This is a genomic window from Xanthomonas sp., from assembly GCF_017163755.1.
Lineage (GTDB): Bacteria > Pseudomonadota > Gammaproteobacteria > Xanthomonadales > Xanthomonadaceae > Xanthomonas_A.
Genome location: NZ_JAFIWC010000031.1, coordinates 1 through 23,210, shown reverse-complemented (window position 1 = coordinate 23,210; position 23,210 = coordinate 1). Strand labels below are relative to the sequence as shown.

16 protein-coding genes and 1 tRNA gene are annotated in these 23,210 nt (G+C 70.4%); 13 read left to right on the top strand and 4 right to left on the bottom strand.

Annotated elements, in window-relative coordinates; all coding sequences use genetic code 11:
* Positions 1-48: 48 nt before the first annotated feature.
* Both xylA and JR065_RS18075 read left to right on the top strand, forming a co-directional pair.
* Positions 49-1,389 carry a xylose isomerase gene (gene xylA / locus JR065_RS18080; RefSeq protein ID WP_206235768.1) on the top strand — a complete coding sequence of 447 codons (1,341 nt, stop codon included), beginning with the start codon at positions 49-51 and terminating at the stop codon, positions 1,387-1,389.
* A 91-nt stretch (positions 1,390-1,480) separates the two neighbouring features.
* Positions 1,481-2,908: a sugar porter family MFS transporter gene (locus JR065_RS18075; RefSeq protein ID WP_206235766.1), complete on the top strand. Its 1,428-nt coding sequence runs from the start codon at positions 1,481-1,483 to the stop codon at positions 2,906-2,908.
* Between the two features lie 250 nt (positions 2,909-3,158).
* Here JR065_RS18075 and JR065_RS18070 read toward each other — a convergent pair.
* Positions 3,159-3,233 (bottom strand) — tRNA-Glu (locus JR065_RS18070).
* A gap of 82 nt (positions 3,234-3,315) precedes the next feature.
* Here JR065_RS18070 and pcnB point away from each other — a divergent pair.
* From pcnB to JR065_RS18015, 11 genes are all read left to right on the top strand, one after another.
* Positions 3,316-4,680 carry a polynucleotide adenylyltransferase PcnB gene (gene pcnB / locus JR065_RS18065; RefSeq protein ID WP_206235797.1) on the top strand — a complete coding sequence of 455 codons (1,365 nt, stop codon included), beginning with the start codon at positions 3,316-3,318 and terminating at the stop codon, positions 4,678-4,680.
* The gene (gene folK, locus JR065_RS18060; RefSeq protein ID WP_206235765.1) at positions 4,677-5,189 is read left to right on the top strand and encodes a 2-amino-4-hydroxy-6-hydroxymethyldihydropteridine diphosphokinase; all 513 of its coding nucleotides are present in this window, start codon (positions 4,677-4,679) and stop codon (positions 5,187-5,189) included. The genes pcnB and folK overlap by 4 nt, the downstream gene beginning before the upstream one ends.
* Positions 5,190-5,220: 31 nt before the next feature.
* Positions 5,221-6,039: a 3-methyl-2-oxobutanoate hydroxymethyltransferase gene (panB, locus tag JR065_RS18055; RefSeq protein WP_206235764.1), complete on the top strand. Its 819-nt coding sequence runs from the start codon at positions 5,221-5,223 to the stop codon at positions 6,037-6,039.
* Complete coding sequence (gene panC, locus JR065_RS18050; RefSeq protein WP_206235762.1) at positions 6,036-6,875, top strand: pantoate--beta-alanine ligase; 840 nt, start codon at positions 6,036-6,038, stop codon at positions 6,873-6,875. The genes panB and panC overlap by 4 nt, the downstream gene beginning before the upstream one ends.
* Positions 6,876-7,497: 622 nt before the next feature.
* Complete coding sequence (gene panD / locus JR065_RS18045; RefSeq protein WP_003470181.1) at positions 7,498-7,878, top strand: aspartate 1-decarboxylase; 381 nt, start codon at positions 7,498-7,500, stop codon at positions 7,876-7,878.
* Entirely contained in the window at positions 7,875-9,395 is a 1,521-nt protein-coding gene (gene pgi / locus JR065_RS18040; RefSeq protein ID WP_206235761.1) for a glucose-6-phosphate isomerase, read from the top strand. The genes panD and pgi overlap by 4 nt, the downstream gene beginning before the upstream one ends.
* A gap of 603 nt (positions 9,396-9,998) precedes the next feature.
* Positions 9,999-14,123, top strand: a complete 4,125-nt coding sequence (locus JR065_RS18035) for a CheR family methyltransferase (protein WP_206235759.1) — start codon at positions 9,999-10,001, stop codon at positions 14,121-14,123.
* Between the two features lie 71 nt (positions 14,124-14,194).
* Positions 14,195-14,392, top strand: a complete 198-nt coding sequence (locus JR065_RS18030) for a hypothetical protein (protein ID WP_206235757.1) — start codon at positions 14,195-14,197, stop codon at positions 14,390-14,392.
* Between the two features lie 113 nt (positions 14,393-14,505).
* Entirely contained in the window at positions 14,506-15,204 is a 699-nt protein-coding gene (locus tag JR065_RS18025) for a DUF4142 domain-containing protein (RefSeq protein ID WP_206235756.1), read from the top strand.
* A 636-nt stretch (positions 15,205-15,840) separates the two neighbouring features.
* Positions 15,841-18,423, top strand: a complete 2,583-nt coding sequence (locus JR065_RS18020) for a glycoside hydrolase family 3 N-terminal domain-containing protein (protein WP_429001887.1) — start codon at positions 15,841-15,843, stop codon at positions 18,421-18,423.
* Between the two features lie 274 nt (positions 18,424-18,697).
* Positions 18,698-20,260, top strand: coding sequence for a sodium:solute symporter family transporter (locus JR065_RS18015; protein ID WP_206235755.1), 1,563 nt, complete (start codon positions 18,698-18,700; stop codon positions 20,258-20,260).
* Between the two features lie 48 nt (positions 20,261-20,308).
* Here JR065_RS18015 and JR065_RS18010 read toward each other — a convergent pair whose 3' ends face one another.
* From JR065_RS18010 to JR065_RS18000, 3 genes are all read right to left on the bottom strand, one after another.
* Positions 20,309-21,154 carry a CHAD domain-containing protein gene (locus JR065_RS18010; protein ID WP_206235753.1) on the bottom strand — a complete coding sequence of 282 codons (846 nt, stop codon included), beginning with the start codon at positions 21,152-21,154 and terminating at the stop codon, positions 20,309-20,311.
* Positions 21,155-21,275: 121 nt separating this feature from the next.
* Positions 21,276-21,851 carry a response regulator transcription factor gene (locus tag JR065_RS18005; protein ID WP_206235752.1) on the bottom strand — a complete coding sequence of 192 codons (576 nt, stop codon included), beginning with the start codon at positions 21,849-21,851 and terminating at the stop codon, positions 21,276-21,278.
* The gene (locus JR065_RS18000; RefSeq protein ID WP_206235751.1) at positions 21,848-23,071 is read right to left on the bottom strand and encodes an ATP-binding protein; all 1,224 of its coding nucleotides are present in this window, start codon (positions 23,069-23,071) and stop codon (positions 21,848-21,850) included. The genes JR065_RS18005 and JR065_RS18000 overlap by 4 nt, the downstream gene beginning before the upstream one ends.
* Between the last annotated feature and the right edge of the window lie 139 nt (positions 23,072-23,210).

The window sequence follows — 23,210 nt, the reverse complement described above, 5'->3', positions numbered from 1 at the left end:
ATTTTCGTTCCCGTTCCGCATTCCCCCAAACGCAACCAGGACTTCGTCATGAGCACTTCCGTTTTCGTCGGCGCCCAGGAATATTTCCCCGGCATCGGCCGCATCCCGTTCGAAGGCAAGGCCTCGGACAACCCGCTGGCGTTCAAGGTCTACGACGCCGACAAGCGGATCGGCGACAAGACCATGGCCGAGCACCTGCGCTTTGCGGTGGCGTACTGGCACAGCTTCTGCGGCAACGGCGCCGATCCGTTCGGGCCGGGCACGCGCGCCTATCCGTGGGATGCCGGCGGCGCGGCGCTGTCGCGCGCCGAGGCCAAGGCCGATGCGGCGTTCGAGTTCTTCACCAAGCTCGGCGTGCCGTACTACTGCTTCCACGACATCGACCTGGCGCCGGACGCGGAGGACATCGGCGAGTACGAGGCCAACCTGCAGCACATGGTGGGCATCGCCAGGCAGCGCCAGGCCGACACCGGGATCAAGCTGCTGTGGGGCACGGCGAACCTGTTCAGCCACCCGCGCTACATGAACGGCGCCTCGACCAACCCGGATTTCGACGTGGTGGCGCGCGCGGCGGTGCAGGTCAAGGCGGCGCTGGACGCCACGGTGGCGCTGGGCGGGGAGAACTACGTGTTCTGGGGCGGGCGCGAAGGCTATGCGTGCCTGCACAACACGCAGATGAAGCGCGAGCAGGCGCACATGGCGCGGTTCCTGACCGCCGCGCGCGACTACGGGCGCAGCATCGGCTTCACCGGCAACTTCCTGATCGAGCCCAAGCCGATGGAGCCGATGAAGCACCAGTACGACTTCGACAGCGCCACGGTGATCGGCTTCCTGCGCGAGCACGGGCTGGACAAGGACTTCAAGCTCAACATCGAGGCCAACCACGCCACGCTGTCCGGGCACAGCTTCGAGCACGACCTGCAGGTGGCTTCCGATGCGGGGCTGCTGGGCAGCATCGACGCCAACCGCGGCAACCCGCAGAACGGCTGGGACACCGACCAGTTCCCGACCGACCTGTACGACACGGTGGGGGCGATGCTGGTGGTGCTGCGGCAGGGCGGTCTGGCGCCGGGCGGACTGAACTTCGACGCCAAGGTGCGGCGCGAGTCGTCCGACCCGCAGGACCTGTTCCTGGCGCACATCGGCGGCATGGACGCGTTCGCGCGCGGGCTGGAGGTGGCGCATGCGCTGCTGACGTCCTCGCCGCTGGAGCAGTGGCGGGCCGAGCGCTACGCCAGCTTCGACAGCGGCGCCGGCGCCGAGTTCGCCGCCGGCCGCAGCACGCTGGCGCAGCTGCACGCGCATGCGCTCAAGGCCGGCGCGCCGCAGCAGCGCAGCGGCCGCCAGGAAGCCTACGAGAACCTGATCAACCAGTACCTGCTGCGCTGACGCTTGCCCGGGCCGGCGCGCCGCGGCGCGCCGTGCCAGTATCCGCACATGCCCGGCGTCCCCGGCCCCTTGCACGAATCCAGGTGATCCCATGTCCAGCGCTTCACTCGACACCGCCGCCAGTGCCGGCGAAAACACCCGCTTCATCGTCCTGATCAGCTGCGTGGCGACGATCGGCGGCTTTTTGTTCGGCTTCGACAGCGGCGTGATCAACGGCACCGTCGACGGACTCAAGCAGACCTTCCAGTCCAGCGAGGCCGGCATCGGCTTCGAAGTCGCCTCGATGCTGCTCGGCTGCGCGATCGGCGCGTTCTTCGCCGGGCGCCTGGCCGACCTGTGGGGCCGCCGGGTGGTGCTGATCATCTCGGCGGTGCTGTTCCTGGTGTCGGCGCTGGCGGCCGGCGCGGCGCACACCTCGCTGGTGTTCATCCTCGCGCGCGTGCTCGGCGGCTTCGCGGTCGGCGCGGCCAGCGTGATGTCGCCGGCGTACATCGCCGAAGTGGCGTCGGCGCGCTACCGCGGGCGCCTGGCCACGGTGCAGCAGATCGCGATCATCAGCGGCCTGTTCTGCGCCTTCCTCAGCAACTACTTCCTGGCCAAGGCGGCCGGGGCCTCGACCGAGGCGCTGTGGCTGGGGCAGGCGGCGTGGCGCTGGATGTTCTGGATGCAGGCGTTCCCATCGCTGGTGTTCCTGCTGCTGTTGCTGGCGATCCCGGAAAGCCCGCGCTATCTGGTGGTCAAGGGCCGCCGCGAGCATGCGCTGACCGTGCTGACCAAGCTGTACGGCCCGCGCGAGGCGCAGACCAAGCTCACTGAGATCTCCGGCTCGCTGGCCGCCGACCAGCACCGGCCCAAGCTGTCGGACCTGGTCAGCAAGGCCACCGGCAAGATCCGCCCGATCGTGTGGATCGGCATCGGCCTGGCCACGTTCCAGCAGCTGGTCGGCATCAACGTGGTGTTCTACTACGGCGCGGTGCTGTGGCAGGCGGTGGGCTTCTCCGAAAGCGACGCGCTGCTGATCAACGTGCTGTCCGGCGGCCTGAGCATCGGCGCCTGCCTGGTCACGGTGATGCTGATCGACAAGATCGGGCGCAAGCCGCTGCTGTGGATCGGCTCGGCCGGCATGGCGGTGTCGCTGGCGCTGGTGACCTTGGCCTTCGCCAGCGCGTCGCTGGACGAGGCCGGCAAGCTGGCGCTGTCGCCGGGCATGGGCCGGCTGGCGCTGATCGCCGCCAACGTCTACGTGATCTTCTTCAACATGTCCTGGGGCCCGGTGATGTGGGTGATGCTGGGCGAGATGTTCCCCAACCAAATCCGCGGCTCGGGCCTAGCGGTGGCCGGCGCGGCGCAGTGGACCTCGAACTTCGCCATCACCGTCAGCTTCCCGATCCTGCTCGGCAGCATCGGCCTGGCCGGCGCCTACGGCATCTACACCGTGGCCGCCTTCATCTCGGTGTTCTTCGTGCTCAAGTACGTGTACGAGACCAAGGGCCGCGAGCTGGAACAGATGCAGGGCTGAGGCCGGACCCGCCCCCGGCACGGGTACGTGCCGGGCAGGGGACGACGCGGTGGCGCGATGCGCCGCCGCAGGGGACGGGCGCCACTGGGGCGCCCGTTCGCGTTGCCGCCGCCACGCGCCCGGCTCGCGACCGCCCGGCCGGGCCGGCGGGGCATGGCGCCGTGGGCCGCCGCATGCCGGCGCCCGCCGGAAACGCAAAAGCCCCGCGATGGCGGGGCTTTTGTGGTTTTCACTGCGACCGGTGCGAAGTTGGTGCTCCCTAGGGGGCTCGAACCCCTGTTTTAGCCTTGAGAGGGCCACGTCCTAACCATTAGACGAAGGGAGCGTATTGGTCGCGCCGATTGCAGGGCGCTAGTATATGGGGCTAGCCGCCCGTCGGCAATCCCGCAACTCGATACGGAAGCGCCATCATCAATCCGCCAGTTCCATCGCCGTTCACTCTGCACTTGATCCCGCGCGACCAGCACAACGTTTCGCGCAAGGACATCAGCCCCAATGCATTGCGCGTGCTTTACCGGCTGCGCGAAGCCGGCTTCGGCGCGTACCTGGTCGGCGGCGCGGTCCGCGACCTGCTGGTCGAGCTGCAGCCCAAGGACTTCGACGTCGCCACCGACGCCACCCCCGAGCAGGTCAAGCAGCTGTTCCGCAACTGCCGCCTGATCGGCCGCCGCTTCCGCCTGGCGCACGTGGTGTACGGGCGCGAGATCATCGAGGTGGCCACGTTCCGCGCCAACGTCGACGACGGCAGCGGCGACCGCGAGCTCGACAACGGCCGCCTGGTCCGCGACAACGTCTACGGCAGCATCGAGGACGACGCGGTGCGCCGCGACTTCACCTGCAACGCGCTGTACTACGCGATCGAGGATTTCTCGGTGCGCGACTACACCGGCGGCTTCGAGGACGTGCAGGCGCGGCTGATGCGCCTGATCGGCGACCCAGAGCAGCGCTACCGCGAAGACCCGGTGCGCATGCTGCGCGCGGTGCGGCTGGCGGCCAAGCTGGATTTCCAGATCGAGGCGGCCACCGCCGAGCCGATCCCGCGCCTGGCCGGGCTGCTGTCCGAAGCGGCGCCGGCGCGGTTGTTCGAGGAAGTGCTGAAGCTGTTCCTGTCCGGCAACGGCGTGGCCAGCTTCGAAGGCCTGGAGCGCTACGGCCTGTTCGCCGCGCTGTTCCCGGAGAGCGCGGCCGCGCTGAAGTCCAACCGCAGCGGCGCGCTGCGGCGGATGCTGGTCGAGGGCCTGCGCAACACCGACACGCGGGTGGCCAACGACGAACCGGTATCGCCGGCGTTCCTGTTCGCGCTGCTGCTGTGGCCGGCCTACTGCCGCGCGCTGATGGCGCTGCAGAAGCAGGGCATGCAGCTGGAGGAGGCGCAGCGCCGCGCCGCCGACCGGGTGACCCTGCACCAACTGACCACGGTGGCGCTGCCGCGCCGCTTCTCGCTGCCGATGCAGGAGATCTGGCTGCTGCAGTCGCGCTTCAGCTCGCGCCTGCGCAAGCGGGTGGTGCGCACGCTGTCGCATCCGCGCTTCCGCGCCGCGTTCGACTTCCTGATCCTGCGCCAGTTCGCCTCGGCCGAGCACGAGGCCGACATCGCCTACTGGCGCGAACTGCAGCAGCAGCCGGGCTTCGCGCCGCCGCCGCGCGGCTTCGACCCGGAAATCGACTACGTCGGCGACGAGGTCGCGCTGGCGCCGGCCGACAGCGAGGAAATGCCCAAGCGCCGCCGGCGCCGGCGGCGGCGCCCGGACAGCACCGCGCCGGCCGAGTGAGCGCGCCGACCGCCGCCGCGCCGGTCGAAGCCTGCGTCGGCCTGGGCGGCAACCTGGGCGACGCCGTGGCCACGCTGCGCGCCGCCCTGGCCGAGCTGGACGGCTTGCCGCAGACCCGCCTGCTGCGCGCCTCGCAGCTGTACCGCAGCCCGGCCTGGGGCAACCAGGCGCAGCCGGACTTCATCAACGCCGCCGCGGTGCTGGGCACCACGCTGCCGGCGCCGGCGCTGCTGGACGCGCTGCTGGCGCTGGAGCGCCGCCATGGCCGCCGCCGCGACCCGGGCGAGCGCTGGGGCCCGCGCACGCTGGACCTGGACCTGCTGCTGTACGCCGACGCGGTGATCGACCTGCCCGGGCTGCAGGTGCCGCATCCCTACCTGCACCAGCGGGCCTTCGCGCTGCTGCCGCTGGCCGAGATCGCCGCCGGGGCGGTCATTCCCGGGCATGGAACGGTGCGTGACATACGCGACCGCATCGAAACCGACGGAATCGCGCCAATCGGTAGATAATGCCCGGCTTATCACCGCACCGCATGAGCTAATGAGCAGCCACGCCGACAGCAAGCCCTGGACCGTTCCCGCCCTGGCCGAGGCCAAGCGCCGCCAGCAGAAGCTGGTGATGCTGACCGCCTACGACGCCGGCTTCGCGCGCACGTTCGACGCCAACGGCGTGGACCTGATCCTGATCGGCGACTCGCTGGGCATGGTGGTGCAGGGCCACGACTCGACCCTGCCGGTGACCGTGGCCGACATTGCCTACCACACCGCCGCGGTGGCCCGGGTGCTGCAGCGGGCGCTGCTGGTGGCCGACCTGCCGTTCCAGTCCGACGCCACTCCCGAGCGCGCGCTGAACGCGTCGACCCGGCTGCTGCAGGCCGGCGCGGAGATGGTCAAGCTGGAGGGCGCCGGGCACAAGCTGGAGGTGATCCGCTTCCTCAGCGAGCGCGACATCCCGGTGTGCGCGCACCTGGGCCTGACCCCGCAGTCGGTGCTGACCTTCGGCGGCTACAAGATCCAGGGCCGCGAGGAGGCCGCGGCGGCCAAGCTGCTCGCCGACGCCAAGGCGGTGGCCGCGGCCGGCGCCGCGCTGCTGGTGCTCGAATGCGTGCCGTCGCCGCTGGCCGCGCGGATCACCGCCGAGGTCGCCATCCCCACCATCGGCATCGGCGCCGGCCCGGACTGCGACGGCCAGGTGCTGGTGCTGCACGACTTCCTGGGCCTGGACAGCGGCCACCGCCGGCCGCGCTTCGTCAAGGACTTCCTGGCCGAAGGCGGCTCCATCGCCGGCGCCGTGCGCGCCTACGCCGACGCGGTACGCGCCGGCACCTTCCCCGACGCCGAACACGCCTACGCCAAATGATCCAGACCATCACCGAACTGGCGCGGCTGCGCGCCGTCGTCTCCGGCTGGAAGCGGCAGGGCTTGCGCGTGGCGTTCGTGCCGACCATGGGCAACCTGCACGCCGGGCACTTCTCGCTGGTGATGCTGGCCCGGCAGTACGCCGACCGGGTGGTCTCCAGCGTGTTCGTCAACCCGACCCAGTTCGGCCCGAACGAGGACTTCACCCGCTACCCGCGCACCCCCGAGGCCGACACCAGCGGCCTGGAGGACGCCGGCTGCGACGTGCTGTGGCTGCCGACGGTGGAGAGCATGTACCCGCTGGGCGTGGAGCTGGCGCTGCGCATGCACACCCCCGGGGTCAGCGAGGTGCTGGAAGGCGCCTGCCGGCCGGGCCATTTCGACGGCGTGTGCACGGTGGTGGCGCGGCTGTTCAACCAGGTGCAGCCGGACGTGGCCGCGTTCGGCAAGAAGGACTACCAGCAACTGGCGGTGATCCGGCAGATGGTGGCCGACCTGGCGTTCCCGATCGAGATCCTGGGCGGCAGCATCGTGCGCGAGCCCGACGGGCTGGCGATGAGCTCGCGCAACCAGTACCTGTCGGCCGAGGAGCGGCCGCGCGCGGCGCAGATCCGCCAGGCTCTGCTGGCGATGCGCGACGGCCACCTGGCCGGGACCCCGCGCGCCGAGGTCGAGGCGGCGGCGACCAGGCAGTTGCAGGACGCCGGCTTCGACGTCGACTACACCGTGCTGCGCCTGCCCGACCTGAGCGAACCACAGGACCAGGAAGGCCCGCGCGTGGCCTTGATCGCCGCGCGCCTGGGGCGCACCCGGTTGATCGACAATCTGGAGTTCTGAGCGCGGCAGCGCGCAGTGGCTGCCGTGGCGTCGGCGTCGGCACCGTGCCGAATGTGGTCGAAGGGACGGATCGCAGGTCGGCGTCGCGCGTCGCGGCTGAAGCCGCTCCCACAGTGGTTTGCTGTGAGCCGGCCGAGTGCACTGTAGGAGGGGCTTCAGCCCCGACGGTGTCCGAAGCCGTCGGGTCTCTCGCTTCGTTCGTCGCGGCTGAAGCCGCTCCTACAGGGTTTGCTGTGAGCCAGCTGGGTGCACTGTAGGAGGGGCTTCAGCCCCGTCGGTGTCCGAAGCCGTCGAGCCTTCCGCTTCGTTCGTCGCGGCTGAAGCCGCTCCTACAGGGACTTGCGGCGAGCCAGCTGGGTGCACTGTGGGAGGGGCTTCAGCCCCGACGCTGGCAGGCTTGCCGCTTGGCAACGCTATCCGTGCCGCGGGATCCGCCGCTCGGCCGCGGCCGACGTTGTTCGCGCCGCGCATTGCCGCATCAGGCAGCCAATCATGTCCTGCGGTCGGCATGCCGGGACGCTATCGGACAACGCCCGCACGGGCCGCCGGGCCTTGCTGCCGCTGCCGCTTAACCCCCCGGCTGCTAAACTGCGCGCCTTTCCCCACCGCAGCACCGCGAGCCATGCAACTGAGCCTGTTGAAGACCAAGATCCATCGCGCCACCGTCACCCATTCGGAGCTGAACTACGAAGGGTCGATCGCCATCGACGGGCTGCTGCTGGACGCCACCGGCATCCGCGAGTTCGAGCAGGTGCACATCTGGGACGTCACCAACGGCGCGCGCTTCAGCACCTACGCGATCCGCGCCGACGAAGGCAGCGGCATCGTCTCGCTCAACGGCGGCGCCGCGCGCCATGTGCAGGTCGGCGACCTGATCATCATCGCCGCCTTCGCCGGCATGAGCGAGGAGGAGGCCGCGCGCTTCCAGCCGACCCTGGTCTACGTGGACGGCGCCAACAAGATCACCCACACCAACCACAGCATCCCGAAGCAGGCCGCATGACACAGTCCAACGGTTTCCACGCACTGCACTCCCACGCCCAGCGCCTGCGCGGGGCCCGTCTTCCCGAACTGCTGGCCGCCGAGCCCGGTCGTGCCGAAGCGCTGGCAGTGCAGGTCGGGCCGTTGTACTTCAATTTCGCGCGGCAGAAATACGACCGCGCCGCGCTCGATGCGCTGCTGGCGCTGGCCGCCGAGCACGACGTGGCCGGCGCGTTCAAGCGCCTGTTCCAGGGCGAGACGGTCAACGTCACCGAGGGCCGCGCGGCGCTGCACACCGCGCTGCGCGGCGACCTCAGCGGCGCGCCGGTGGCCGCGCAGGCCAATGCCACCGCGCGCGAGGTGCAGCAACGCATGCGCGCGCTGATCGATGCGCTGGCGCAGACCGAGGTCACCGATATCGTCAGCGTCGGCATCGGCGGTTCGGACCTGGGCCCGCGCCTGGTCGCCGACGCGCTGCGCCCGGTCGACGGCGGCCGGTTCCGCGTGCATTTCGTCTCCAACGTCGACGGCGCGGCGATGCAGCGCACGCTGGCCGCGCTGGACCCGGCGCGCACCGCCGGCGTGCTGATCTCCAAGACCTTCGGCACCCAGGAAACCCTGCTCAACGGCCAGATCCTGCGCGACTGGCTCGGCGGCAGCGAGCGCCTGTACGCGGTCAGCGCCAATCCCGAGCGCGCCGCCAAGGCCTTCGACATCGCCGCCGGGCGCGTGCTGCCGATGTGGGACTGGGTCGGCGGGCGCTATTCGCTGTGGTCGGCGGTGGGCTTCCCGATCGCGTTGGCGATCGGCGCCGACGGCTTCGAGCAACTGCTCGCCGGCGCGGCGCAGTTCGACGAGCACGCGCTGACCGCGCCGCTGCAGCGCAACGTGGCGGTGCTGCACGCGCTGACCACGCTGTGGAACCGCAACGCGCTCGGCTACGCCACGCAGGCGGTGATGACCTACGACCAGCGCCTGGCGCTGCTGCCGGCCTACCTGCAGCAACTGGTGATGGAGAGCCTGGGCAAGCGCGTGCGGCTGGACGGCACGCCGGTGCAGACCGATACCGTGCCGGTGTGGTGGGGCGGCGCCGGCACCGACGTGCAGCACAGCTTCTTCCAGGCGCTGCACCAGGGCACCAGCGTGGTGCCGGCCGATTTCATCGGCACCATCCGCAACGACGATCCCTACCTGGTCAACCACCAGGCGCTGCTGGCCAACCTGCTGGCGCAGACCGAGGCGCTGGGCAACGGGCAGGGCAGCGACGATCCGCACCGCGACTACCCGGGCGGCCGCCCGAGCACGCTGATCCTGCTCGATGCGCTGACCCCGCAGGCATTGGGCGCGCTGATCGCGATGTACGAGCACAGCGTCTACGTGCAGTCGGTGATCTGGGGCATCAACGCCTTCGACCAGTTCGGCGTCGAGCTGGGCAAGCAGCTGGCCAGCCAGCTGCTGCCGGCGCTGCAGGGCGAGGACACCGAGATCGCCGATCCGGTGACCCGCGCGGTGCTGGCGCGGCTGCAGGCCGGCGGCTGAGCTTCGCTGGCGTGCGCGGGCGTAGCGCGGGCGCGCCCGGTGCGCTCGCGCCGGGTGCAACGGCGGCCGGCCAGGCCTGCGAAGGAATCGCGAACGAACGAAATCCGCGTCAACTCGGCGGACGATCGCTGCAGGCCGCGGTGAATAGACGCGATCGCGCCTGCCGCTCCCCACGCGGTGCGATCGCGATGCGCCGCGTCCCGTCCCGTCCCATGCGCCTGCGCATGGCTGGGCGCGCGCCTTGGCGCGCGTGCAGGGCGGTTGGCCAGCGAGGGCTGCGCAAGGCACGGTAGTAGAAGAAGATCCTGCGCCAGCGTCTTGGACCTGCGCCGTAGACAGATGCAGTTGTGAGACCGTACGCCCGCGATGTTCGTTCGCGATGCTGCACATCCTCATGAATGCGCGGGAAAACCGCATAACGACGCATATCGCGCGGAAATACACGCCTGCCAGAGCACGTGCTGCGGCCTGTTCGGCCGGCAGAAAGCGAAGAGCTCCAGACGTCGCCGCGCGCGAAAAGGCGGGTGAACGTTCGTTGAATGCGGAGAAATCACAAGCCGGGCGGTAACATGAACGGCCCTGGCGCTCTCCCTCGATCCAACGATGACGATCTCAGCCGATGCAGCCGAAAGCGACGAGTGCACCATCCAGATCAGCCATCTGGATTTTCCGGTGGTGGGCATCGGCGCCTCGGCCGGCGGCCTGGCCGCGGTATCGACGCTGCTGTCGAACCTGCCCGCGGACAACGGCATGGCGTTCGTGGTCATCCTGCACCTGTCGCCCAAGCACGAGAGCAGCGCCGACCAGCTGCTGCAGCGCGCCACGCGCATGCCAGTGGTCCAGGTCACCGAGCCGCGCAAGATCGAGCGCAACCACGTCTACGTGATCTCGCCGTCGGTCGACCTGCTGATGAACGACGGCAGCCTGATCGTGCAACAGGCCGAGCGCCCGCGCGGGCGCCATACCGCCATCGACACCTTCTTCCGCACGCTGTCGCTGGCGCATCGCGACCGCGCGGTCGGGGTGGTGCTGTCGGGCACCGGCTCGGACGGCTCGGTCGGCATCGCCTCGCTCAAGGAATACGGCGGCGTCACCCTGGCGCAATCGCCGGACGACAGCGAGTACGAGGACATGCCGCGCAACGCGATCGCCAGCGGCTTCGTCGATTTCGTGCTGCCCACCGCGGAAATGCCGCAGAAGCTGATGCAGCTGTGGCTCAACGCGCGCCAGATCGTGCTGCCGGCCAAGGGCGAGATCGACGAGCCGACGATGGCCACCAAGGTCCAGGCCAGCCGCAGCGACGAGGAGACGCTGCGCGATATCCTGAGCATGCTCGGCGTGCGCACCGGCCACGACTTCCACCACTACAAGCGCGCCACCGTGCTGCGCCGCATCGAGCGCCGGCTGCAGGTCAACCTGCTCAAGGACATCGCCAGCTACCGCGACTTCCTGGCCGCCAACGAGGCCGAGACCGGCGCGCTGCTGAGCGACATGCTGATCAGCGTCACCAATTTCTTCCGCGACCGCGAGGCGTTCGAGGCGCTGGAACGGGACATCGTGCCCAGCCTGATGGAACGCGGGCGCGACAGCGGCGCGGTGCGGGTCTGGACCCCGGGTTGCGCGACCGGCGAAGAGCCGTATTCGATCGCGATGCTGCTGTGCGACGAAGCGGCGCGGATGGAGTCGCCGCCGCCGGTCCAGGTGTTCGCCACCGATATCGACGAGCGCGCGCTGGCGCGCGCGCGCGCCGGGCTGTACCCGGACTCGATCGTGACCGACGTGCCGCCGGCGCGGCTGCGCGAGTATTTCGGCCGCGAGCACCATCAGTACCGGGTCAAGAAGCACGTGCGCGACCGGGTGCTGTTCGCGCTGCACAACGTGCTGCGCGATCCGCCGTTCTCGCGCGTGGACCTGATCTGCTGCCGCAACCTGCTGATCTACCTGGACCGCGACATCCAGGCGCGGCTGCTGCAGATGTTCCATTTCGCGCTCAACCCCGGCGGCTACCTGTTCCTGGGCAGTTCCGAATCGGCCGACGCGGCCTCGGCGCTGTTCGAGCCGGTGGACAAGAAGAGCCGCATCTTCCGCGCCCGCGCGCAGTCGCGCAGCCTGCTGACGCCGAGCCTGCCGCTGCGCGCGGGCCAGCCGGCGAGCGCGCTGCCGCTGCCGTCCGCGCGCGCGCGCGGGTTCTCCTTCGCCGAGGTGCACCAGCGCGTGCTCGAGCACTACGCGCCGCCGAGCGTGATCGTCGCGCAGGACTACAGCATCGTGCACATGTCCAGCGAGGTGGGCCGGTTCATGAAGTTCGCCGGCGGCGAGCCCAGCTACAACCTGCTGTCGGTCGTGGACCCGGCGCTGCGGCTGGAGCTGCGCAGCGCGCTGTTCCAGGCCGTGCACACCAAGCGCAGCGTGGAGGCGCGGCAGGTGCGGCTGGAACGCAACGGCATGCGCAGCTATCTCAACATGGTGGTGCGGCCGTTCCGCGACCCCGATGCCGATGCCGACTTCATGCTGGTGTTCTTCGACGAGGTCGACGACACGCTCAGCCCCAAGCAGGCGACGCAGGACGCATCGCCGGCCAAGGACGCGGTGCTGCTGCGGCTGGAGGAGGAACTGCAGGCCACCCGCGACCGGCTGCAGACCACGATCGAACAGTCCGAGACCTCCACCGAGGAGCTGAAGGCCTCCAACGAGGAACTGCAGGCGATCAACGAGGAACTGCGCTCGGCCACCGAGGAACTGGAAACCAGCAAGGAGGAACTGCAGTCGCTCAACGAGGAGCTGACCACGGTCAACTACGAGCTGAAGACCAAGGTGGACGAGGCGGCGGAGGTCAACGACGACCTGCGCAATTTCATCGCCTCCACCGAGATCGCCACGATCTTCGTCGACGCCGAACTGCGCATCAAGCGCTACACGCCGCATGCCGAGGGCATCTTCAGCATCATCCCGGCCGACGTCGGCCGGCGCCTGCTGGACATCACCCACCGCCTGGACTATCCGGAACTGGCGGCCGACGCGCAGGCCGCGTTCTCCTCGCTGCAGGTGCGCGAGCGCGAGGTGCGGGCGATCGACGGCCGCAGCTACATCGCCCGGGTGCTGCCGTACCGCACCCAGGAAAACCGCATCGACGGCGCGGTACTGACCTTCGTCGACGTGACCAGCCTGCGCCGCGCCGAACAGCAGGCGCGCGAGTTGGGGCCGTCGGCCGGCATGCCGCCCGGCGACGGCGGCGAGCTTGGCGTGGTCGCGGTCGATGCGGACGGCGCGATCCGCTGCTGGAGCGCCGGCGCCGGCCAGATCCTCGGCTACGACGCCGACGCCATGCTCGGCACGCCGTTCGCGCAGCTGTATCCGCCGTCGCAGGCGCGCGCGCCCGGCGGCGAGGCGGCCGCGCCGGCACCGGGCCGCGAGCCGCGCACCGAGCGCCGCGCACTGCGCTGCCGGGACGGCGAGCTCGTCGACCTGTTCGAGATGACGATCCCGCTCGGCGTCGCCGCCGCCGAGTCGCTGAAGCTGCTCTGGCGCCAGGCGCCGGAACGCGCATTGGCGTCGGCCAGCGCGCCGGCCGCGGCGCTGGATGCCGATACGCGCAGCGAGCAGGACCTCAAGGGCGATTTCCTGGCGGTGATGTCGCACGAGCTCAAGCATCCGCTGAACCTGATCAGCGTCAACATCGAGCTGCTGTCGCGCATGCCGGAGTTCCGCAACTCGAGCAAGAGCGTGGGCATCATCGATGTGGTCAAGCGCGCCATCCATGGGCAGTCGAAGATCATCGACGACCTGCTGGACCTGTCGCGCATCCGCACCGGCAAGCTGCACCTGAACATCACCGACCTGCCGCTGCTGCCGCTGACCCGCAACATCGTCGAGGTGGCCGCGGCCGATGCGGCGGCCTCCGAGCTGCAGCTGAGCGTGCTGTGCGACGACGAGGACCTGCTGGTGCGCGGCGACCCGCAGCGGGTGGAGCAGATCGTGTGGAACCTGGTGTCCAACGCGATCAAGTTCACCCCGCCAGGCGGCCGCGTCACCGTGCACCTGAGCAAGGTCGGCGGCTACGGCCGGCTGGCGGTGGAGGATACCGGCCTGGGCATCAGCCCGGATTTCCTGCCGCGCGTGTTCGACATGTTCGGGCAGGCGGCGGCGCGGGTGGCGAGCAAGCAGACCGGGCTGGGCATCGGCCTGGCGCTGGTGCGGCAGCTGGTGGACCAGCAGGGCGGGCGGGTCGAGGCGCTGTCGCAGGGCCTGGGCAGCGGCAGCACCTTCGTGGTGTGGCTGCCGTTGGCCAAGCCGGCCGTCGCGCGCACGGCGCTGCAGACCGAAGCCGGGGCGGAGCCGTTCACAGGGCTGCACGCGCTGGTGGTGGACGACAGCCGCGACACGGTCCAATCGCTGGCGGCGCTGCTGGAGCTGGAGGGTGCGATGGTCAGCGTGGCGACCAGCGGCGCCGAGGCGCTGCAACTGGCGGCGGCCTCGCGCTTCGACATCGTGCTCTCGGACATCGGCATGCCCGACATGAACGGCCTGGCGCTGATCACCCGGCTGCGCCAGCTGCCCGGCTACGAGCAGGTGCCGGCGTTCGCGCTGTCCGGCTTCGGCGCGCAGGCGGACGTGGCGCGCGCGCTGGCGGCCGGTTTCACTTCGCACATCAACAAGCCGGTGGCGATCGATACGCTGCTGTCGGAGATCCGGATCCAGACCCGCGCGCGCGGCCGCAAGTCGCGTTAGCGTTTTTTGCGCGTGCCTTTCACGCGCTGCGGCTATGCTCGGTGCAAGGTCGGTGTCGGCGAGGAAAGACGATGGGCGAGCGAGAGCTGCTGCATGACATCCGCAACCAGGTGAACTCCATCTGCATGGCCGGGCGCCTGGCCAAGCGCGCGGCCGAGCTCGGGCAGGAGGAGATGCTGCGCGACTGCCTGGAGAAGATCGACACCGCCTGCGAGCGTTGCGTGGAACTGCTGGCGACCGATCCGGCGCCGCGCGCCGGTTCGATGTAGCGAGCGCGGCCCAGGCCGAGGCCGCCGCGTCTCGCGCCGCGTATACGCCGGCTGCACGGGCCGGTCACCGTGGGGCAAAGACACTGCGCAGGTCCAACCAGGAGGCTTTGCGCATGAAGACCCTATCCAAGATCACGGTGCTGGCGCTGACCGTCGCGCTGGCGACGGCATGCGAGCGCCGCGACGACACCGCCCACGACAGCAATACGCCCGGCGTGGCGGACGGCACCGCATCCACCGGCGCCGACGGCAGCCCGGCGGGCGGGCAGGGCGCCGCGGGCATGGCGCGGGCGGACGCCGGCGCGGCGGGTACCGCGGCCGGCGACACGGCGGCCGGCGACACCGCGGCGGCCGGCACCCAGGGCAATGCCGCCGCCAACAGCCCGGCCACCGCGGACGAACGCGTCGGGCTGGGCGTGTTGAACGCGATCAACAACCACGAGATCGACAGCGGCCGCCTGGCCGTGGAGAAGAAGGTCGACACGCCGGTGCGCGACTACGCCGAGATGATGATCAAGGAGCACAGCGCCAACAAGCAGGCCACCGACAAGCTGATGCCCGACAGCGACGATGCCAAGGTCTCCGCGCAACTCAAGAAGAGCGAGGCGGAACTGCGCAGCCTGCGCGGCCTGGACGGTGCGGCCTTCCAGAAGGCGTACGTGCAGGCCATGGTCAAGGGCCACCAGGAGGCGCTGACCCTGCTCGACGACCAACTGATTCCCAGCGCCAAGACCAACGCGGTGGTGGCGCACCTGAAGATGACCCGCGAGCACGTGGCCCAGCACCTGGAAGCGGCGAAGAAGTTGCAATAGGCCAAGCGCGCGGTGGCGCGCGATTGGGCATTCGGGGTGGGGATGCGTGGAAGCTGCCTGCGGATGCCCGGTCGCGCGGTGCAGCTTTCGAAGCATCCGAGCCGGGGCGTTCGCCGTGTCGCGAGTGCGCTGGGCGAACGTCGGCCTTCTTTGATGGACGAAGGGGCGTGGAGGCAAACCCATGCGGTGGGCGTAGCGCCAGGCATGCTGGCCGACCGCCGCTGGCCGCACGTCGGTGTCTTTCGCAATGCACAGGCCGCACGCAGCAGTCGCGGCCGCCAACGCCGGCTGGCTGCCTGCCGACGCCCGGATCCGGGCGGCCGAACCGGACCGGGCCGCCCGGCGTGGGACGCGCCTGTTTTGCGCAGTGCGCCATCGGGCTCATGCTGTGCTGCAGCAATCGCATCGACGCCACCGGCCATGCACACGCAGGCGCGCATGCACCGGACGTGGGATCACAGGCGATGAGGTATTCCTTCGCTATAGCGCAATCCGATATGCCATTGCGCGAATGGCATACTCCGCACGTTGGTTGACACCGTCCGCCGATTGAGAAAGCGTAGGCGGGCTGAGCGCCCCGGATCGGTTCCGGCTGCAGGCGCGCATGTCGCAATCACCGTTCCTGGAGGGGATATCTTGGAAAAGCAGTCCAGTGGCGTGTCTGCGCCGACCCGCAATCCGTTGGCCATGGCGGCCGCGCTCGGCTTGTTGATGCTGGCCGCGATCGGCCCCGGGCAGTCGGCGCCCGCCGCGGCCACCGCCACCCCACCGGTGCATCCGGAACGTTGGCCCGCGCCGGCGTGGCCGCTGGCCGAGGATCCGGCGCTGGAAGCGCGCATTTCCAAGCTGATGGCGCAGATGACGGTGGAGGAGAAGGTCGGGCAGATCGTGCAGGGCGACATCGCCAGCATGACCCCCGACGACGTGCGCAAGTACCACATCGGTTCGGTGCTGGCTGGCGGCAACTCCGACCCGGGCGGCAAGTACGACGCGACGCCGGCGCAGTGGCTGGCGCTGGCCGACGCCTTCTACGACGCGTCGATGGACAGCGCCGGCGGCCGCCACGCGATCCCGATCATCTTCGGCATCGACGCGGTGCACGGGCAGAGCAACATCGTCGGCGCCACGCTGTTCCCGCACAACATCGGCCTGGGCGCCACGCGCAACCCGGAGCTGATGCGCCAGATCGGCGAGGTCACCGCCGCCGAGACGCGCACCACCGGCATGGAGTGGACCTTCGCTCCGACCGTGGCGGTGCCGCAGGACGACCGCTGGGGCCGCAGCTACGAAGGCTATTCCGAGTCGCCGGAGGTGGTCGCCAGCTTCGCCGGCAAGGTCGTCGAAGGCCTGCAGGGCATCCCCGGGCAGCCGGGCTTCCTCGACGGCTCGCACGTGATCGCCTCGGTGAAGCACTTCCTCGGCGATGGCGGCACCACCGACGGCAAGGACCAGGGCGACACCCGGATCAGCGAGGAACAGCTGCGCGACATCCACGGCGCCGGCTATCCGTCCGCGATCGCGGCCGGCGCGCAGACGGTGATGGCCTCGTTCAACAGCTTCAACGGGGTCAAGATGCACGGCAACCAGCCGCTGCTGACCGACGTGCTCAAGGGCCGGATGAACTTCGGTGGCTTCGTCGTCGGCGACTGGAACGGCCATGGCCAGGTCGCCGACTGCAGCAACGACGACTGCCCGGCCTCGTTCAACGCCGGCGTGGACATGCTGATGGCGCCGGACAGCTGGAAGGGCTACTACCACAGCGCGCTGAAGGCGGTACAGACGGGCGAGATCCCGATGACCCGGCTCGACGACGCGGTGCGCCGCATCCTGCGGGTCAAGCTGCGCCTGGGCCTGTTCGAGGCCGGCAAGCCGTCGCAGCGCCCGCTCGGCGGCAAATTCGAACTGCTCGGCGCGCCGGCGCACCGCGCCATCGCGCGGCAGGCGGTGCGCGAGTCGCTGGTGCTGCTGAAGAACCACAAGCAGCTGCTGCCGCTGAAGCCGCAGAGCAAGGTGCTGGTCGCCGGCGACGGCGCCAACGACATGGGCAAACAGTCCGGCGGCTGGACCCTGAACTGGCAGGGCACCGGCACCAAGCGCGCCGACTACCCGAACGGCAACACGATATGGGAAGGCCTGCAGCAGCAGGTCAAGGCCGCCGGCGGCAGCGCCGAACTGGCGATCGACGGCAAGTACCAGGCCAAGCCGGACGTGGCGGTGGTGGTGTTCGGCGAGAACCCCTACGCCGAGTTCCAGGGCGACATCGCCACGCTGCTGTACAAGCCCGGCGACGACAGCGACCTGCAGCTGATCAAGCGGCTCAAGGCCGACGGCATCCCGGTGGTGGCGGTGTTCCTGAGCGGGCGTCCGCTGTGGATGAACCGCGAGATCAACGCCGCCGACGCGTTCGTCGCCGCGTGGCTGCCGGGCTCGGAAGGCGCCGGCGTCGCCGACGTGCTGCTGCGCAAGCCCGATGGCGGCATCCAGCACGACTTCAAGGGCAAGCTGAGCTTCTCCTGGCCGCGCACCGCCACGCAGTACGCCAACAACGTCGGGCAGAAGAACTACAACCCGCAGTTCGCGTTCGGCTACGGCCTGACCTACGCCGACAAGGGCGAACTGCCGCGGCTGTCGGAGGTGTCCGGCGTGTCCGGCGCGCAGGCGGTGGGCGGGGTGTACTTCGAGCGCGGCAAGCCGGCGCCGGGGATCAACCTGGTCCTGCAGGGCGCCAGCCAGGCCAACCTGCCGGCGGCGACGATGCCGGCGGCGCTGGCCGACGGCACGCTGAAGGTCAGCGCGATCGACCACAAGGCGCAGGAGGACGCGCGCCGCTTCGTGTGGTCGGGCGGCGGCAAGGCGGCCGCGGCGCTGGTGCTGCCCAAGCCGCTGGACGTGTCGCGCGAAAGCAACGGCGACGTGCAGCTGATCCTGACCCTGAAGCTCGGCGCGGCGCCGGGCGGCAACCCGACGCTGGGCGTGGCCTGCGGCCAGGGCTGCGCGCCCAGGCTCGAACTGGGCAAGACGCTGGCGGCGTTCCCGAAGAACGAATGGCGCACGCTGGGCGTGCCGCTGAAGTGCTTCGCGGTGGCCGGCGGCGACGTGTCCAAGCTCGAGCGCATCCCGGTGATCGAGAGCGATGGCGCGCTGGACCTGGCGGTGTCGCGGATCGCGCTGGGCGCCAGCAACGAGGCGCAGACGGTGCTCGACTGCCCGGTGCGCTGACCCGGCACCGATAGTCCCGCTCCTGCGGGCATCCGCAGGGGCAGGGCGATCCCGAGGATCGCGGCGCCGCGCGCGAGGCGGCCGCGCCGGTCCGGCGCCGCGACCACGGCACCAGGCAACACGTTACTCGCAAGAACGGACGAGCGATGGCGCGGTTTCCTGCGCCGGACCGTCCGAGGCTTCGCCCGAACCCTGTCCCCGGTGCCCATCGGGGCAGGGCCAGGCGATCGGCAATCGACTACGACATGGCTGCGGCCGAACGGGAGAATGTGCAGTGGGTCTGGCGACGTTGGACGTAACCATCGTATTGGTCTATCTGGCCGGCATCTTCATCCTGGCGCAGTGGGTGTCGCGGGAGAAGGCCGGGCACAGCAAGAGCGCCGAGGACTATTTCCTCGCCGGCAAGACGCTGCCGTGGTGGGCGATCGGCGCGTCGCTGATCGCGGCCAACATCTCCGCCGAGCAGATCATCGGCATGGCCGGCTCCGGCTACGCCATCGGCCTGGCGATCGCGTCCTACGAGTGGATGGCCGCGCTGACCCTGCTGATCGTCGGCAAGTTCTTCCTGCCGATCTTCCTGCGCAACCGCATCTACACGATGCCGCAGTTCCTCGAGCAGCGTTACGGCAACCGCATCCGCACGCTGATGGCGGTGTTCTGGCTGGGCCTGTACGTGTTCGTCAACCTGACCTCGATCCTGTGGCTGGGCTCGATCGCGGTGGCGCAGGTCACCGGCATGGACCAGGTGCTGGCGCTGACCCTGATGGGCCTGTTCGCGCTGGCCTACCAGATCTACGGCGGGCTGAAGGCGGTGGCGCTCACCGACATCGTGCAGGTCTCGCTGCTGGTGCTCGGCGGGCTGCTGGTGACCGGGCTGACCCTGAGCAAGATCGGCGGCGACGGAGGCATGCTCGCCGGCTTCCACACCCTGTGGCAGAACCATCCGGAGCATTTCCAGATGATCCTGTCCAAGGACAACCCGTTCTACAAGGACCTGCCGGGGCTGAGCGTGCTGATCGGCGGCCTGTGGGTGATGAACCTCAGCTACTGGGGCTTCAACCAGTACATCATCCAGCGCGCGCTGGCCGCCAAGGACATCGGCGAGGCGCAGAAGGGCATCGTCTTCGCCGCGTTCCTGAAGCTGCTGATGCCGGCGGTGGTGGTGGTGCCGGGCATCGCCGCGGTGATGCTCGCGCCCGGGCTGGGCAAGCCGGACCACGCGTACCCGACGATGATGCAGCTGCTGCCGACCGGCGTGCTCGGCCTGGTGTTCGCGGCGCTGGTGGCGGCGATCGTGGCCTCGCTGGCGTCGAAGATCAATTCGGTGGCGACCATCTTCACCCTGGACTTCTACGCCAAGGCGCGCCCGAACACCGAGCAGAAGCGCTTGGTGCGGGTGGGCCGCATCGCCGCGACGGTATCGGTGGTGCTGGCGATCCTGACCGCCAAGCCGCTGCTCGGCGGCTTCGACCAGGCCTTCCAGTACATCCAGGAGTACACCGGCTTCTTCACCCCGGGCATCGTGGTGATCTTCATGCTCGGCCTGTTCTGGAAGCGCGCCAACGAGGCCGGCGCGCTGGCCGCGGCGCTGGGCTCGTTCGCGCTGTCGATCGTGCTCAAGCTGGCCTGGCCGGCGCTGCCGTTCATGGACCGCATCGGCCTGGTGTTCCTGTTGTCGCTGCTGCTGGCGGTGGTGGTCTCGCTGGCCACCCCGGCCGCGCCCGGGCGCGACACCATCCGCACCGACGACGTCGCCTACGGCACCACGATCAGCTTCAAGGCCGGCGCCGCCGGCGTGCTGGCGATCCTGATCGCGCTGTACGCCACGTTCTGGTGAGCGCGCGCCGCCTCGTGCGCGGTGCCGGCGACCGGCACCGCGCCAGGCTCAGCGCGCCACCGACTTGGCCAGCCGGCGCCGCAGCTTGTGCAGCTTGGCCTGCGCCAGCGCGCGCAGTTCGGCGCGGTCGCCCGGCTTGAACGGCGAGGCGTCGCCGCAGTGCGCGAGCAGCAGCGAGTAGTCCTGCTGTTCGCCCAGGACCAGCGCCACGGCCTTGTCGCGGTCCTTCGGCAGCCGCCAGCCGAGTTCGCCGAGCAGGCCGCGTTGCTGCGACAGCCGGCGCGCGCGCCGCCGCCAGCGGTGCCAGTGTTCGTCGTCGCCGCGTTTGGCCGCCTTGCGCGCGGCGCGCCGGACCTGTGCGGCGCTGGCGGCCAGCGCGTCCTCGATGATCTCCTCGCTCAGTTCGCGCCACGGCAGGCCGGCGATCGCGGTCTGCAGGTCGAACAGCTGCCGGCGCAGCCGCGCGAATCCCGGATCCGCGGCCAGCACCGCGCGCAGCGCGGGCGCGCGCGCCTTCGCCGCGCGGCGGCGCGCGCGGTGCAGCAGCTTGCGCCGCTTCTCGCCCTGCGCCTGGTCTTCCAGCCGGGCCACGGCCTCGACCAGCGCCTGCGCATCGCGCGCCGCCGACAGGCTGCGGTTGATCGTGCGCAGTTGCGCGTCCAGCGCCGCGCCGGCGGGGCCGAGCGCGTCCGCGGCCAGGGCCAGCGCGGCACGGCTGCGGCGGATGCATTTGCGCCCCTGGTGGATGCCGCGATGGAGGTGGCCGCGTTCGCGGCCGAGCAGGGCGATGGCCTGGGTCAGCTGCGCGGCCACGTACCTCGGCAGGGCCTGCGACGGCGGAGTGCGGGCTGCGGTGTCCATCGGCACGGTGCGGCAGGTCGGGGCGTGCAGCATATCCCGCCTCGCTGCGGCGCCGGAAGCGGATCGCCCCCCTGCGTGTGGGATGCCATCACCGTCGGGCCGTGAGGCCGCCACGTCATGTCGGCGCGGGCACCGGCGGCCCGGGCAGAGCCGTTCAGCGCAAGGGATCGCGCGGCGGATTCTGCGGGCTGGGGCGCTTGGCCAGCTTGCGCTGCAGCGAGCGGCGGTGCATGCCGAGCAGGCGCGCGGCGGCGGAGATGTTGCCGCCGGTCTCGTGCATCGCCTGCTGGATGTGCTCCCACTGCAGCCGGCTCAGCGGGGTCATCGCATCGGGAACCAGGTCGCCGGCGTCGTCGTCCTCGACCGGCTCGCCGTCCAGCTCCAGCGCGCGCAGGATCATCGGCACCGTGGCCGGCTTGGGCAGGTAGTCGTCGGCGCCGAGCTTGATCGCCTCCACCGCGGTGGCGATGCTGGCGTAGCCGGTGACCAGCAGGATGCGCATGTCGGCGCGGATCGCGCGCAGCGGCTGGATCAGCGCCAGCCCGGATTCGTCGCCGAGCTTGAGGTCGATCAGCGCGTAGTCGGGCGGCGTGTCGGCGGCCAGGGCCAGCGCCGCCGCGCCGTTGTCGGCGGTGAGGGTCTGCATGCCGCGCCGCGCCAGCGTGCGTTGCAGCGTGCGCAGGTACAGCGGGTCGTCGTCGACCAGCAGGCCGAGCGGGGAATCGTTCATGGCGCAGTCTCCAGGGCGATGAGCGGCAGCCGGAAGCCGACCCGGGCGCCGTGGCCGGGCGCCGGCTGGGTCCACAGCTCGCCGCCGAGACGTTCGATGGTCGCATGCGACAGCGCCAGGCCCACGCCCATGCTCTCCGGCTTGCCGCTGCGGAACAGGGTCGCCGGCAGCGCGACCTGGTTGGCATCGAAGCCGCCGCCGTAGTCGCGCACTTCGCCGTGCAGCTCGCCGTCGGCCACGCGCACGCTCAGGTCGACTAGCGGGTGACCGGCGCGTTCGCCGGCGTCGGCGGCGTTGTTCAGCAGCACCTGCAGCAGGTGGCCGACCGCGCTCTCCAGCCTCAGCTGCAGCGGCGCATCGTCGTTGCGGCGCAGTTCCACCGTCGGCCGCACCAGCTGCCACTGGTGCAGCACGTGCGCCAGCGACACGCTGCCGCCGCCGGCGCGCTGCGCCGGCGCGGCCAGCGCCAATACCCGCTCGCGGCACTGCACCAGCAGTTCGCGCAGGGTTTCCAGGTCCTCGCGCAGTTCCGGCTGAGTGCTCTGCTCGACGATGTCGTCGGTGAGCAGGGTCATCGTCGCCAGCGGCGTGTTCAGTTCGTGCGCCACCGACGCGGCATGGGTGGCCAGGGCGACGATGCCCTCGTTGCGGGTGAAGCGTTCGCGCAGCAGCGCCAGCTCGCGCTCGCGTTCGCGCAACGCCAGCGCCAGCCGGGTCGAGAACACCAGCACCACGCCGGTGGACAGCAGGAAGTTGGCGGCCATGCCCCAGCGCTGCAGGTCCAGCGGCTGGTGCGGGCCGGGCGGCAGCGGGATGCCGAAGATCGCGCTGACCGCGTAGCCGGCCACGCAGGCCACCGCCACCGCCAGCGCCCAGCGCAGCGGCAGCGCCAGCACCGCCAGCGCGATCAGCACCAGGAACAGCGAACCGAAGGCGTTGGCGATGCCGCCGCTCCAGCCGACCATCCAGGTCAGCACGGTCACGTCGACCAGGATGTGGCCGAACGCGGTGGCCGGCGACGCCGCGTCGGCATGGCGCAGGCGCAGCTGGGCATACAGGTTGAACAGCGCCAGCGCGGCCACGCCGGCCCACAGCGGCAGTTGCGGCAGCGGCAGCCGCATCGGCCAGGTGGCCACCAGGATGGTGGCGGCCTGGCCGGCGGTGGCCAGCCAGCGCAGGCTGCACAGCGTGCGCAGGAACGAAGCGTCGGAGGGGTTCATCGCGGCCCATCGTATGCGGTGATCGGTGAAGCCGCCTGCGACAAACGGTCGCAACGGCCGGCGGCCGGCTGAACCGGCGCGTCCCGGGAGTAGGGGACGGGCGCCAGCCAAGCTAAAATGATCGCATGTACGACGCCGT

Bases quoted from the DNA above. Each gene is read 5' to 3' on its own strand.
- pgi (WP_206235761.1), top strand. From the start codon at position 7,875: ATGACACAGTCCAACGGTTTCCACGCACTGCACTCCCACGCCCAGCGC.
- xylA (WP_206235768.1), top strand. From the start codon at position 49: ATGAGCACTTCCGTTTTCGTCGGCGCCCAGGAATATTTCCCCGGCATC.
- panB (WP_206235764.1), top strand. From the start codon at position 5,221: ATGAGCAGCCACGCCGACAGCAAGCCCTGGACCGTTCCCGCCCTGGCC.
- JR065_RS18000 (WP_206235751.1), bottom strand. From the start codon at position 23,071: ATGAACCCCTCCGACGCTTCGTTCCTGCGCACGCTGTGCAGCCTGCGC.
- JR065_RS18025 (WP_206235756.1), top strand. From the start codon at position 14,506: ATGAAGACCCTATCCAAGATCACGGTGCTGGCGCTGACCGTCGCGCTG.
- JR065_RS18010 (WP_206235753.1), bottom strand. From the start codon at position 21,154: ATGCTGCACGCCCCGACCTGCCGCACCGTGCCGATGGACACCGCAGCC.
- panD (WP_003470181.1), top strand. From the start codon at position 7,498: ATGCAACTGAGCCTGTTGAAGACCAAGATCCATCGCGCCACCGTCACC.
- JR065_RS18035 (WP_206235759.1), top strand. From the start codon at position 9,999: ATGACGATCTCAGCCGATGCAGCCGAAAGCGACGAGTGCACCATCCAG.
- JR065_RS18005 (WP_206235752.1), bottom strand. From the start codon at position 21,851: ATGAACGATTCCCCGCTCGGCCTGCTGGTCGACGACGACCCGCTGTAC.
- JR065_RS18075 (WP_206235766.1), top strand. From the start codon at position 1,481: ATGTCCAGCGCTTCACTCGACACCGCCGCCAGTGCCGGCGAAAACACC.
- panC (WP_206235762.1), top strand. From the start codon at position 6,036: ATGATCCAGACCATCACCGAACTGGCGCGGCTGCGCGCCGTCGTCTCC.
- JR065_RS18030 (WP_206235757.1), top strand. From the start codon at position 14,195: ATGGGCGAGCGAGAGCTGCTGCATGACATCCGCAACCAGGTGAACTCC.